Here is a 13150-nt window from a genome sequence, read left to right as displayed (position 1 = left end):
TTCCGCCCGGGGGTCACGGCGGTGTGGGTCAGGCGGGGGTCTCGGACCGGTCGGGCGCGGCCCAGTGGGTGTGGAAGGCGCCGGGGCGGTCGGTGCGCAGGTAGGTGTGGGCGCCGAAGTAGTCGCGCTGGCCCTGCAGGAGGGCGGCGGGCAGGCGGTCGGCGCGCAGGGTGTCGTAGTGGGCGAGCGCGGCGGAGAAGGCGGGGACGGGGATGCCGCGGCGGGCGGCGGAGGCGACGGTCTCCCGCCAGGGCACCTGCGCGTCGGTGATCTCCATGGCGAACTCCATCTCGCCGAGCAGGCTCACCAGTTCGCGGTCGGCGGCGTAGGCGACGCGGATGCGGTCGAGGAAGGAGGCGCGGATGATGCAGCCGCCGCGCCAGATCCGGGCGACCGTGCCGAGGTCGATCTTCCAGCCGTACTCGGCGGCCGCGTCCTGGATCATCTTCAGCCCCTGGTCGTAGGCGATGACCTTGGACGCGTACAGGGCGTGCTCGACCTGGGAGGTGAAGCGTTCGGCCTCGGTACGGCTGAGCGCGGGCCGGGTGCCGCCGGGCAGCCCGGCGTAGGCGGCGCGCAGTTCGCTCTGGCCGGAGGCGGCGCGGGCGAAGGTGGCCTGGGCGATCGCGGTGACCGGTGAGGCCAGGTCCAGCGCGGTCTGCACGGTCCAGCGCCCGGTGCCCTTCTGGCCGGCGGCGTCGGCGACGATGTCGACGAAGGGGGCCCCGGTCTCGGCGTCGGTGTGGGCGAGGACCTCGGCGGTGATCTCGACCAGGTAGGAGCCGAGCCGGCCCCGGTTCCAGCGGCGGAAGACGTCCGCGATCTCGGCGGGCGTGTATCCGGCGACCTGCCGGAGCAGGTCGTAGGCCTCGGCGATGAGCTGCATGTCGGCGTACTCGATGCCGTTGTGGACCATCTTGACGAAGTGCCCGGCGCCGTCGCTGCCGATGTGGGCTGCGCAGGGCTCGCCGTCGACCTTCGCGCTGATCCTCTCGAACATCGGCCCGAGCACGTCGTACGCCTCCGCCGAGCCGCCGACCATGATCGACGGCCCCTCCAGCGCGCCCTCCTCGCCGCCGGAGACGCCGGTGCCGACGAAGTGGATGCCGCGCTCGCGCAGGGCGGCCTCGCGGCGGCGGGTGTCGGAGTAGTGGGCGTTGCCGCCGTCGATGATCATGTCGCCGGGCTCCAGGAGCGGGGCGAACTCGTCGATGACGGCGTCGGTGGCCGCTCCCGCCTGGACCATGATCATGAGGCGGCGGGGGCGTTCGAGGGCGGCGACGAACTCCTCGGCCGTCTCGGCGGGCACGAACGCGCCCTCGTCGCCGTACACCTCCATCAGCGCGCGCGTGCGACTGGCCGAGCGGTTGTGGACGGCGACGGTGTATCCGTTGCGGGCGAAGTTGCGCGCCAGGTTGCGGCCCATCACGCCCAGGCCGGTCACGCCGATGGCTGCGGTTGCGTTCATGGAGTTCGTCCCTCGATCGGAGCGGTGGCGGGGCGGGCGTGCCCCATGCCCGTCAGGTACGGACGGGCGGCCGGATCGTCTCGATGTCCGAGGGAAGCGGATGTGACGAACCCCGCTCAAACGATCGATCAACCAGGGTTTAACATATGAGCGCCGCCTAGCTCGAAAGATGGATCCGTGACTGCTGTCAACGACGACTCGTTCACCAACTGGAAGACCCGCGAGGAGATCGCGGAGTCGATGATCCCCCTCATCGGGAAGCTGCACCGCGAGCGGGACGTCACCGTCCTGCTGCACAGCCGCTCCCTGGTGAACAAGTCTGTGGTGAGCATCCTCAAGACCCACCGCTTCGCCCGGCAGATCGCCGGCGAGGAGCTGTCGGTCACCGAGACCATGCCGTTCCTGCAGGCGCTGACCGCGCTCGACCTCGGCCCCTCCCAGATCGACATCGGCATGCTCGCCGCGACCTACCGCAGCGACGACCGCGGTCTGACGGTGGAGGCGTTCACCGCCGAGGCGGTCGCGGGTGCCACCGGCGCCAACAAGATCCAGCGCGGCGAGGGCCGGGACGTCGTCCTGTACGGCTTCGGCCGCATCGGCCGGCTCGTGGCCCGGCTGCTCATCGAGAAGTCGGGCTCGGGCAACGGCCTTCGGCTGCGCGCGATCGTGGTGCGCGGCGGCGGCGAGCAGGACATCGTCAAGCGGGCCTCGCTGCTGCGCCGGGACTCCATCCACGGGCAGTTCCAGGGCACCATCACCGTCGACGAGGCGTCGAGCACGATCTTCGCCAACGGCAACGCGATCAAGGTGATCTACGCGAACGACCCCTCCGAGGTCGACTACACCGCGTACGGCATCCGCAACGCGATCCTCATCGACAACACCGGCAAGTGGCGCGACCGCGAGGGCCTGTCCCAGCACCTGCGTCCGGGCATCGACAAGGTCGTGCTGACCGCGCCGGGCAAGGGCGACGTCCCCAACATCGTGCACGGCGTCAACCACGACACGATCAAGCCGGACGAGCAGATCCTGTCCTGCGCGTCCTGCACCACCAACGCGATCGTGCCGCCGCTGAAGGCCATGGACGACGAGTACGGCGTGCTGCGCGGCCACGTGGAGACGGTCCACTCGTTCACCAACGACCAGAACCTGCTGGACAACTACCACAAGGCCGACCGCCGCGGCCGCTCGGCGCCGCTGAACATGGTCATCACCGAGACCGGCGCCGCCTCCGCGGTGGCCAAGGCGCTGCCCGACCTCAAGGCGCGGATCACCGGCAGCTCGATCCGTGTCCCGGTCCCGGACGTCTCGATCGCGATCCTCAACCTGCAGCTGGCCCGGGAGACGGACCGAGAGGAGGTCCTCGACTACCTGCGCGAGGTGTCGCTGACCTCGCCGCTCAAGCGCCAGATCGACTTCACCACCGCACCCGACGCGGTCTCCAGCGACTTCATCGGCTCGCGGCACGCCTCCATCGTCGACGCCGGCGCGACCAAGGTGGAGGGCGACAACGCCATCCTCTACCTCTGGTACGACAACGAGTTCGGCTACTCCTGCCAGGTGATCCGGGTCGTCCAGCACGTCTCGGGCGTGGAGTACCCGACCTTCCCGAGTCCGGCGGCCTGACCTGGGAACCCGTCTGGTCAAGGGTCGGCAATGCCACCTTTGGCCAGACAATTCCAGGGAATGAATCCGGCCACAGGGGTGGATCTGCTCTCTGGAGGCGCCGTGACCACAACGTCGGAACCCCGGGTGCAGGGCCTGGAGATCCGTTCCATCGACTACGTCCCGTTGGACGAGCGCCACGGCAAGCTGTGGCACCTCGGCCCGCTGTGGTTCATGTCGAACGCCCAGATCGCCACGCTGGCCGTGGGTCTGATCAGCATCACCGAGGGCGGCAATCTCGTCTGGTCGCTGATCGCGATCGTGGCGGGCACGGTCCTCGGGACCTTCTTCATGGCCTTCCACTCGGCCCAGGGGCCCCAGCTGGGCCTGCCGCAGATGATCCAGTCGCGGCCCCAGTTCGGCTATGTCGGCGCCCTGCTGGTCTGGCTGTTCGCCTACGTCCAGTACGCGGGCTTCAACGTCTTCAACACGATCCTCGCGGGCGAGGCCATGCACTCCACCGTGCACGGCGGCGTGAAGCTGTGGGTGGTCGTGGTCACCGTGCTCGCCCTCGTGATCGCGCTGGTGGGCTACGACATCATCCACAAGGCCGAACGCTTCCTGACGTACACCTTCCTGGTCGTCTTCGGGATCTTCACCGTCGGAGTCCTTTTCACCCTGCACTACCCGGCCGGCTCCTTCGACCTCGGCGCCTTCAAGTGGACCCCGTTCCTGGCGCAGTTCGGCGTGGTCGCCGGCTACCAGATCAGCTGGGCGATCTACGTCTCCGACTACTCCCGCTACCTGCCGCCGGACGTCACCGTCCGCAAGACCTTCTACTGGACCTACTTCGGCTCCGCTCTCGGCGGCATCTGGCTGATGGTCCTCGGCGCCCTGCTCGCCGCCTGGGCGGGCAAGGACTTCGACACGATCAGGTCGATCAACGCGGCGGGCGACAAGGTGTTCAGCGGCTTCGGCGCGATCGTGCTGCTGTTCGCCGCGCTGGGCCTGATCTCCGTCACCGCGCTGAACATGTACGGCGGCTCCCTCACCCTCATCAGCGCCATCGACTCCTTCAAGCGGGTGCGGCCCACCCTCGCCGTCCGTCTGGTCACCATCGGCCTCACCGCGGCCCTCTCCCTGGTCGGCGCGCTCGCCGCGACCTCCCACTTCCTGGAGAACTTCAACAACTTCCTGCTGCTGGTCCTCTATCTCTTCATCCCGTGGACCGCGGTGAACCTGATGGACTACTACGTGGTGCGCCGCGGCCACTACGCCATCGCCGAGATCTTCAACCCGCGCGGCATGTACGGCCGTTGGGGCTGGCACGGCATCATCGCCTACCTGGTCGGCTTCGCCGTCATGGTCCCGTTCTTCTCCGTCGGCACCCTCTACACCGGCCCGGTCGCCGACGCCCTCGACGGCGCCGACATCTCGCTGTTCGTCGGACTGCCGGTCTCCGCGGTGCTGTACTGGTGGCTGACCCGCTCGATCGACGTGGCCGCCGAGCAGCGGGTGGCCGAGGCGGAGGCGGAGGCACTGGAACTCGCGGCGCACGAGCACCGCGAGCCCTGACGCGCCCCGCCTTGTCACCGCCGCACTAACCGCGCTCCCCGGGCACTCAACTCCCGCAAAGAGAAAACTCAACCACCTCCCTCACCGTGGTCTCGCTGCCATATTCGAAAGCCACTTCGGAGGTGGCTGTGACGCGAGAGGCGACGACATCCCGGGCCGAGGACACGGCGGCGCACGCCCCCGACCGCACCGCCGCACGGCTCGCCGAACTGGAGAGCCGTCGGGTGCGGGCGGTGGCCCCGGGCGGCGCGAGACGCCGGGGGCGGCTGGGTGCGCGGGAGCGGATCGAACGGCTGCTGGACACGGACTCCTTCACCGAGACCGGTCTGTTCGTGCGGGCCCGCCGGGCCGGGGACGGTGCCCGGCGCCCGTACGGGGACGGGGTGGTCACCGGCCACGGCACCGTCGACGGCCGTCCCGTCTGCGTGTTCGCCCAGGACTCCACTGTCTTCGGCGGCAGCATGGGCGAGTCCTTCGGCGAGAAGACGGTCGCCCTGATGGACCTCGCCCTGAAGATCGGCTGCCCGGTCGTCGGGCTCAACGACGGCGGCGGGGCCCGCATCCAGGAGGGCGTCGCCTCCCTCGCTCTCTACGCCGAGCTGGTGCGCCGCAACGTCCGCGCCTCCGGGGTCATCCCGCAGATCTCCGTCGTCCTCGGTCCCTGCGCGGGAGGCGCCGCCTACTCCCCGGCCATCACCGACCTCACGGTGATGGTGGACGGCGCCTCCCACATGTTCGTCACGGGCCCCGACGTCATCGAGGCGGTCACCGGCGAGCGCACCAGCGCCGAGGAACTGGGCGGCGCCCGCGCCAGCAACACCGTCAACGGCAACGCGCACTTCCTCGCCGCCGACGAGGAGGACGCGCTGGACACCGTGCGCGACCTGCTGTCGTACCTGCCGGCCAACAACCTCGAACGGCCACCGGAGTACGCCCCTGGCTCCGCGCGCGACGGCGCCTGGCTGGACGAGGTCGTGCCCGACCGGCTGGGGCAGGCCTACGACATGCGGGACGTCCTGCAGACGGTGGTCGACGACGGCGAACTCCTGGAGGTCCAGGCCCTGTTCGCGCCCAACATCATCTGCGCGCTGGCCCGGGTCGAGGGCCGCACCGTCGGCGTCGTCGCCAACCAGCCCCTGCACGCGGCCGGTGTGCTGGACATCGACGCCTCGGAGAAGGCCGCCCGCTTCGTACGGTTCTGCGACGCGTTCGGCGTCCCGCTGCTGACCTTCGCCGACGTGCCGGGCTACCTCTCCGGCGTCCGCCAGGAGCAGGCGGGGATCATCCGCCGCGGCGCCAAACTGCTGTACGCGTACGCCGAGGCGACCGTGCCCAAGGTCACCGTCGTGGTCCGCAAGGCATACGGCGGCGGATACGCGGTGATGGGCTCCAAGCACCTGGGCGCCGACGTCAACCTAGCCTGGCCCACGGCCCGTATCGCCGTGATGGGCGCCGAGGGCGCCGTCGGCATCCTGCACCGGCGTGAACTCGCCGCCGCGGCCGACCCCGAGGCGCTGCGCGCCCGGCTCGTCGCCGCGTACGAGAGCACCCACGGCACCCCGTATGCGGCCGCAGAGCGCGGCTATGTCGACGCGGTCATCGCCCCGCGCGAGACCCGCGAGCAGGTGTGCCGCGCGCTCAGGACCCTGCGCGGCAAGCGTGCCCCGATGCCGGAGCGCCGGCACGGCAACATCCCTCTCTGAACCTTCTGCACCTTCCGCCCCCTCTGACCCTGCGCACCGCTCCCACCGCCGCGCCCCACACGCCGACCACGTCAGGAGCCATGCCCGATGGACAGCCGCCGTCCCCCGCTCGTGCCCGCCCACCGCAGCCTGCCGGAACATGTGCGGCACTGGGCCGAGACCACCCCCGACCGCCGGGCGTTCACCTTCGTCGACCACCCCGCGCCGGGCTCCCGCGGCGTCCACCGCACGCTGACCTGGCGGCGCCTGGACCTGCGGGTGCGCGCCCTGGCCGCCCGGCTCGCCGAGGACACCGAACCCGGCGCGAGGGTGGCGCTGCTGTGTCCGCAGGGCACGGAGTACGTCACCGCCTTCCTCGCCGCGCTCACGGCCGGTCTGGTCGCCGTACCGCTGTATCCGCCGGACCTGCCCGGGCACGGCGACCGGCTCGCGGCGGTGCTCGCCGACGCGCGTCCGGCGGTCGTGGTGACCACGAGCCCGGCCGCCGACATGGTGCGGGACTTCTGCGCGGACACCCCGGCCCGGGTCGTGGTCGCGGACCAGGTGCCCGACACGGCCGCCGACGGACGGCGGCCGGTGCCGCCCCGGGAGTCGGCGGTCGCCTACCTGCAGTACACCTCCGGCTCCACCCGCACCCCGGCGGGCGTGGAGATCACCCACGCCAACGTCGTCGCCAACGCCCGCCAGGCACTGAGCGCCTACCGCGCCGACACCCACCCGGTGACCTGCGTGGGCTGGCTGCCCCTGTACCACGACATGGGGCTGGTGCTGAGCGTGGCCGCCCCGGTGGTGCGCGGGCAGCTTTCGGTGCTGATGGACCCGGTGGCGTTCCTGCACGAGCCGGTGCGCTGGCTGCGCCTGCTGAGCGCGCATCCGCGCGCGGTGAGCGCGGCACCCAACTTCGCCTACGACTACTGCGCCGCCGCCGTCACGGACGCGCAGAAGGCGGATCTGCGGCTGGGGGACATCGCCGCGCTGATCAACGGCAGCGAGCCGGTCCGCCCGGGCACCGCGGAACGCTTCCACGCCGCCTTCGCCGCCCAGGGGCTCGATCCGGCGGCGCACTGCCCGTCGTACGGGCTGGCCGAGGCCACCGTCTTCGTCAGCGCCGCCCGGCCCGGCGAACCCCCGCACCGTTTCGCCCTCGACCGGGACGCCCTGGCGACCGGCAAGGCGCTGCCCGCGCGGCCCGACGACCCCAGGGCCGTGCTGCTGGCGGGCTGCGGCACCCCGGCGGGCCAGCGGGTGCGCATCACCGATCCGGTGACGGACGCCGTCCTGTCCGAGGGCGAGGTCGGCGAGATCCGCGTCCAGGGGCCGAACGTCGGACGCGGCTACTGGAACCAGGCGGAGCTCACCCGCCGCGTCTTCGGCCCCGACGGCTGGCTGCGCACCGGGGACCTCGGGACCGTGCTGGACGGGCAGTTGATCGTCACCGGCCGGCTGAAGGACCTCATCGTCGTCGACGGACGCAACCACTACCCGCAGGACGTGGAGGCCACCGCCCAGGAGGCCCACCGGGCCCTGCGGCCCGACCGGCTCGCCGCCTTCGGCACACCGGGCGCCTCGGGCGAGCGGGTGGTCGTCGTCGCCGAACACGTGCGGGGCACGTCCCTCGCCGAGATCGACGTGCCGGCCCTGGTGGGTGCCGTACGCGCGGCCGTGTCGGCCCGGCACGGGCTGCGGCTGGCCGACGTCGTCCTCGTGCCACCGGGCACCGTGCCGCGGACCTCCAGCGGCAAGGTGTCGCGGGCGCTGACCCGCGAGCGCTATCTGGCGGGCGCGTACCCGGCCGAGGACGCGCGGTGAGCGCCGTCGACGAACGGGCGGTGCGCCGGCTGATCGCCCGCCGGGTGGCCGAGTGGGGCGGCACGGCGGTCGAACACGCCCCGATGGACCGGCCGTTGGCGGATCTCGGCATGTCCTCGCGGGACGCGGTGACCCTGGCCGGCGAGCTGTCGGCGCTGGCCGGGCGTGAGCTGCCGGCGACGCTGGTGTGGGAGGCGCCCACCGGGGAGGCGCTGGTGGCGCGCCTGTGCGCCCCGCGGGAGACCGCCGCCGCGCCGGCCCGGGGGGCCGCCACCGTGCCGGCTCCACGGCCGGTGATCGCCGGGGAGCCCGTGGCGGTCATCGGTGTCGGCTGCCGGCTGCCGGGCGGGGTGCACGGTCCGGACGACTACTGGCGGCTGCTGGGCGAGGGTGTCGACGCGATCCGCCGGGTGCCCGAGGACCGGTGGCGCGACTTCACCGCCTTCCCGCCCGCCGACGCGCTGCCCTACGGCGGCTACCTGGACGACATCGCCGGGTTCGACGCGGACTTCTTCCGCATCTCCCCGCGCGAGGCCGCCGTGATGGACCCGCAGCAACGCATCCTGCTGGAGGTGGTCCAGGAGACGCTCGACCACGCCGCCGTCCCGGCCGCCGCCCTGGCCGGCACCGACACCGGTGTCTTCGTGGGCGTGTCGGCGCCCGAGTACGGCGGGCTCACCGGCGCCGACTCCGGCACGGTCGACCCGTGGGCCCCGGCGGGCGCCGCGCTCAGTGTCACCGCGGGCCGGCTGGCGTACGTCCTGGACACCCGGGGACCCAGCATGGCCGTCGACACCGCCTGCTCCTCGTCGCTGGTCGCCGTGCACCACGCGTGTGTGAGCCTGCGGACGGGTGAGAGCGACGCGGCGATCGCCGCCGGCGTCAACCTGCTGCTGTCCCCCACCGTCACCGTCGCGTTCCGGCGGGCGGGTGCCCTGGCCCCGGACGGGCGGTGCAAGCCGTTCTCCGCGGCGGCGGACGGCATAGGACGCGGCGAGGGCTGCGCCGCCGTGCTGCTGAAACGGCTGTCCGACGCCGAACGGGACGGCGACCGCGTGCTGGCCGTCATCCGGGCCACGGCCGTCAACTCCGACGGCCGCTCCAACGGCCTGCTGGCTCCCAACCCGGCCGCCCAGCAAGCCCTGTTGACCACCGCGTACGCGCGGGCCGGTGCCGTTCCGGCGCACGTCGACCACGTCGAGGCGCACGGCACCGGCACCCCGCTCGGCGACCCGATCGAGGCGGGCGCGCTCGGCGCGGTCCTCGGCGCGGACCGCGACCCCGACCAGCCGCTGCTGCTGGGCTCGGTCAAGGGCAACCTCGGCCATCTGGAGTCGGCCGCGGGCATCGCCGGGCTGGTCAAGACCGTCCTCGCCCTGCACCACGACATCGTCCCGCCGTCCCTGCACTGCGCGAACGGCAGCGCCGTGGACGGCACACGGCTGCGGGTGGTGACCGAGCCGGAGCCCTGGCCGCGCTACGGCGGAACGGCCGTGGCGGGCGTCTCCGGGTTCGGGTTCGGCGGCACCAACGCCCATGCCGTACTGGAGGAATGGCGGCCCGCCCCGGCTCCGCCCCCCGAGAACCCGGCGGCCCGGCTGTACGTGCTGTCCGACGTCGACGGGGAACGGGTCCGGGACACCGCCTCCCGCCTCGCCGACTGGCTGCACACCCCCGCCGGCGCCGGCGCGCACCCGGCCGACGTCGCGCGCACGCTCGCGGGGCGGACCGGCCGAGGGCCCGTACGGGCCGCGGTCGTCGCTCGCGACCGCGCCGAACTCGCCGAAGCGCTCGGCGCCTTGGGATCGGGACGGCCGCACCACGGGGTGGTGACCGAGGACCGGGATCGCATCGGGCGCGGGCCGGTGTGGGTGTTCTCCGGGTACGGCAGCCAGTGGGCCGGCATGGGGCGCCGGCTGCTCGCCGAGGAACCGGCCTTCGCCGCCGCCGTGGAGAAGACGGATGCCCAACTGGCCGCAGAGTGCGGGTTCTCCCTGTACGACCACCTCGCCTCGGGCGGTGAACTGGGGCGCCTGGAAGTCGCCCAGCCCGTGCTGTTCGGGGTTCAGGTGGCTCTCGCCGAGCTGTGGCGTGCCCACGGCGTCGAGCCCGTCGCCGTCATCGGCCATTCCATGGGCGAGGTCGCCGCCGCGGTGTGCTCGGGGGCCCTGGAGCTGTCGGACGGGGCGCGGATCGTCGCCGTACGGGCGCGGCTGCTCAGCCGGCTGCGGGGCGGCGCGATGGCCGTGGTCGACCTCGACGAGACCGAAGTCGACGACTTGCCAAGGGACTTCCCCGGTGTCCATGTCGCCGTGCACTCCTCACCCGGCCAGCAGGTCGTCACCGGGGAGGAGGAGGCGGTGGCCCGGCTCGTACGGCGGCTGCGGGACGAGGGGCGCGCGGCCAGGGCGATGAAGGTCGTCGGCGCCGGGCACTCCCCTCAAGTCGACCCACTGCTGCCCGAGTTGGCCGAGTCGCTGGTCGACGTCCAGGGCAGACGGCCTCGCGTGCGGGTCTACTCCACCGTCCTCGACGACCCGCGCGAGGAGAGCGTCTTCGACGCCGCCCACTGGGTCGCGAACCTGCGGCGGCCGGTCCGCCTGGACCGGGCCGTCGCGGCAGCCGCGGCCGACGGTCACACCGCCTTTGTGGAGATCTCGCCGCACCCGGTCCTGCTGCGGGCCCTCACCGGGACCGCGCCGGGCGCCCTGGCCCTGGGCACGCTGCGCCGCGACGCCGACGACTCGGCCTCCTTCGTCGGCCAGTTGGGCGCCCTGCACGCGGCGGGCCTGCGGCTGCCGCTGCCGGCCGGGCGGGTCATCGACCTGCCCGCGCCGCGCTGGCGGCATGTGCGGCACTGGTGGACGGACGGGCGGACGGCGGTCCCGGCGGCGCCGAAGCAGGAGCCGGCGTCGGACGACGACTCCGTCACCGCCCGCCTGCGGCACCACCTCGCGGCCGTCACCGGACATCCGCCGGGCCGCCTCACCGCCGCCACCCCGCTGGCCGACCTCGGACTGGACTCGCTGATGGCCGTCCGTGTCCGCACCGCGCTGGAGCGCGAGTTCCGGACCGCACTGCCGCTGCGCGACCTGATGGGCGCCGCCCGGCTCGGCGACCTCGCCGACCGCCTGCAACAGGCTCTCCCCGGAGGGGGGTTCGGCCCCCTGCGGACCCTGAACGCCACCGGCCCGGGGGCCCCGCTCTTCCTGGTCCACGCCGCCGGAGGGACGACCGACGTCTACCGGACGCTCGCCGAACGCCTCGGCGGAGACCGGCCGGTGTACGGACTGGACCGGATCGAGGAGGCCTGCACGGTCACCGAGAAGGCCCGCCGCTACGCCGAGACCATCACCGCCGCCCACCCGAACGGGCCCTGCCTGCTGGGCGGTTGGTCCTTCGGCGGTTTCGTCGCACAGGAGACGGCGCGGCAGCTGGTGGCCGCCGGGCGCGAGGTGGAGCTGGTGGTGCTCATCGACTCCGTACGGCCCCTGCCCCGGCCCGGCCGGATCCGCGCCCACCTCACGGGCTTCGCGGCCCACGTCGCGGACGTCTACGGGGTGCGCCTCGACCTGCCGTACGACGAGCTCGTCGCGCTGGACGACGACGGCGAGCGCATCGACACCGTGCTGCGGGCCCTGCGCGAGGCCGCCGAGGTGCCGGCCGCCGCGCTGGAGCATCAGCGCGCCTCCTATCTCGACCTGAGGATCGGCGAGGCGCACCGGCCGCGGCGCTACGACGGCCGGGTGGTGCTGTACCGGGCGACCGAGCCCGCGCCGCACACGGTGCGCGACCCGGCCTACGAACGCGACGACGAGGCGCTCGGCTGGGACGAGGTCTGTCCGCGGCTGACCGTCGTACCGGTCGCGGGGCACCATCTGTCGCTCCTCGACCCGCCCCACGTCGACGAGCTCGCCGCCCGGCTGCGGCGGGAGTTCGCCGAGCAGGTCCGCTGAACCGGAAACCCGAGGAGCCGCCATGTCCCACCCGCACCGCACCGCCGCAGTGTCCCGACGCACCGTCGCCAAGGCCGCCGCGGTCACCGGGCTGGCCGCGCTCTTCGGCGCCGCGACCGGCACCGCGCGAGCCGCCACCCGTCTGACGGCCCGCACCCTCGACCTGTCGGTCCCGTCCGCCGCGCTGGGCCGCAGCGCGCCCGTGCGGCTGATCCTGCCGTCGGGCTTCGGCTCACAGCCCGGACGGACGTACCCGGTGCTGTACCTGCTGCACGGCGCCCACGACGACTACACGTCCTGGACGAGGGAGACGGGCATCGAGGCCTTCACCGAGGGCCGCGACCTGATCGTGGCGATGCCGGACGCGGGGCCCACGGGCATTCCCACGGCCTGGCGGGGCGGCCCGGACTACGAGACCTTCCAGCTCTCGGAGGTGCCGGCGCTGCTCGCCCGCGACTACCGGGCCTCCGCGGTACGGGCAGTGGCCGGGGTCTCCACCGGCGGCTACGGCGCCATGGCCCACGCGGCGCGCCATCCGGGCGCGTTCACGGCCGCGGCCTCCTACAGCGGCATCCTCGACACCACCTTCCCCGGCGTGCCGACGCTCGTCGACGCGATCGTGGCCCGCGAGAACCTGACGCCCCTGTCCCTGTGGGGCAACCCGGTACTGGACCTGCTCACCTGGCAGAACTTCAACCCCAGGGCCCGGGCGCAGGGACTGCGCGGCACACCGCTGTACGTCTCCAGCGGCAGCGGTGTGCTCGGCGGCATCGGCGACTGGCTGCCCGAGGCGCTGGAGAGCGCCCTGTGGCCGTCGGCGCACAGCTTCACCGACGCCCTCGACCGGCTCGGCATCGCCGTGACGAAACACTTCTACTCGGGAGGCGGGCACAGCTGGCAGTACTGGAAGCAGGAGTTCACCGCGTCGTGGCCGATGCTCGCCCGTGCGCTGGGAGTGCCGGAGTGATGTCGGTGCCGTCGGGGCACGGAACGGAGCGCAGGGGGCGCCCGTCCAACACGGGACATGCCCCTCG

Annotated in this window: 7 protein-coding genes; 6 read left to right on the top strand and 1 reads right to left on the bottom strand. The window is 73.0% G+C overall.

Going from position 1 to position 13150, the window contains the following annotated elements:
• Positions 1-28: 28 nt before the first annotated feature.
• Positions 29-1468 carry an NADP-dependent phosphogluconate dehydrogenase gene (gene gndA / locus ACQF4J_RS40665; protein ID WP_351564109.1) on the bottom strand — a complete coding sequence of 480 codons (1440 nt, stop codon included), beginning with the start codon at positions 1466-1468 and terminating at the stop codon, positions 29-31.
• 177 nt (positions 1469-1645) lie between these two features.
• Here gndA and ACQF4J_RS40660 point away from each other — a divergent pair, with 177 nt between their 5' ends.
• From ACQF4J_RS40660 to ACQF4J_RS40635, 6 genes are all read left to right on the top strand, one after another.
• Positions 1646-3094 (top strand): glyceraldehyde-3-phosphate dehydrogenase, encoded by a 1449-nt coding sequence (locus ACQF4J_RS40660; RefSeq protein WP_351564111.1) that lies wholly within the window; start codon positions 1646-1648, stop codon positions 3092-3094.
• Between the two features lie 126 nt (positions 3095-3220).
• The gene (locus ACQF4J_RS40655) at positions 3221-4648 is read left to right on the top strand and encodes a purine-cytosine permease family protein (RefSeq protein WP_351564410.1); all 1428 of its coding nucleotides are present in this window, start codon (positions 3221-3223) and stop codon (positions 4646-4648) included.
• A gap of 128 nt (positions 4649-4776) precedes the next feature.
• Positions 4777-6351, top strand: a complete 1575-nt coding sequence (locus ACQF4J_RS40650) for an acyl-CoA carboxylase subunit beta (protein WP_351802887.1) — start codon at positions 4777-4779, stop codon at positions 6349-6351.
• A gap of 87 nt (positions 6352-6438) precedes the next feature.
• Positions 6439-8160, top strand: coding sequence for a fatty acyl-AMP ligase (locus tag ACQF4J_RS40645; RefSeq protein ID WP_427168052.1), 1722 nt, complete (start codon positions 6439-6441; stop codon positions 8158-8160).
• Positions 8157-12116 carry an acyltransferase domain-containing protein gene (locus ACQF4J_RS40640; RefSeq protein ID WP_427168051.1) on the top strand — a complete coding sequence of 1320 codons (3960 nt, stop codon included), beginning with the start codon at positions 8157-8159 and terminating at the stop codon, positions 12114-12116. The genes ACQF4J_RS40645 and ACQF4J_RS40640 overlap by 4 nt, the downstream gene beginning before the upstream one ends.
• A 22-nt stretch (positions 12117-12138) precedes the next feature.
• Positions 12139-13083: an alpha/beta hydrolase gene (locus ACQF4J_RS40635; protein WP_351564116.1), complete on the top strand. Its 945-nt coding sequence runs from the start codon at positions 12139-12141 to the stop codon at positions 13081-13083.
• Positions 13084-13150 lie beyond the last annotated feature (67 nt).

The organism is Streptomyces sp. C1-1, from assembly GCF_050214755.1.
Taxonomy (GTDB): Bacteria; Actinomycetota; Actinomycetes; order Streptomycetales; family Streptomycetaceae; genus Streptomyces.
This window is presented reverse-complemented; position numbering and strand designations above follow the sequence as displayed.

Coding starts and splice junctions, on each gene's coding strand:
- ACQF4J_RS40635 (WP_351564116.1), top strand. CDS start 12,139: ATGTCCCACCCGCACCGCACCGCCGCAGTGTCCCGACGCACCGTCGCC.
- gndA (WP_351564109.1), bottom strand. CDS start 1,468: ATGAACGCAACCGCAGCCATCGGCGTGACCGGCCTGGGCGTGATGGGC.
- ACQF4J_RS40645 (WP_427168052.1), top strand. CDS start 6,439: ATGGACAGCCGCCGTCCCCCGCTCGTGCCCGCCCACCGCAGCCTGCCG.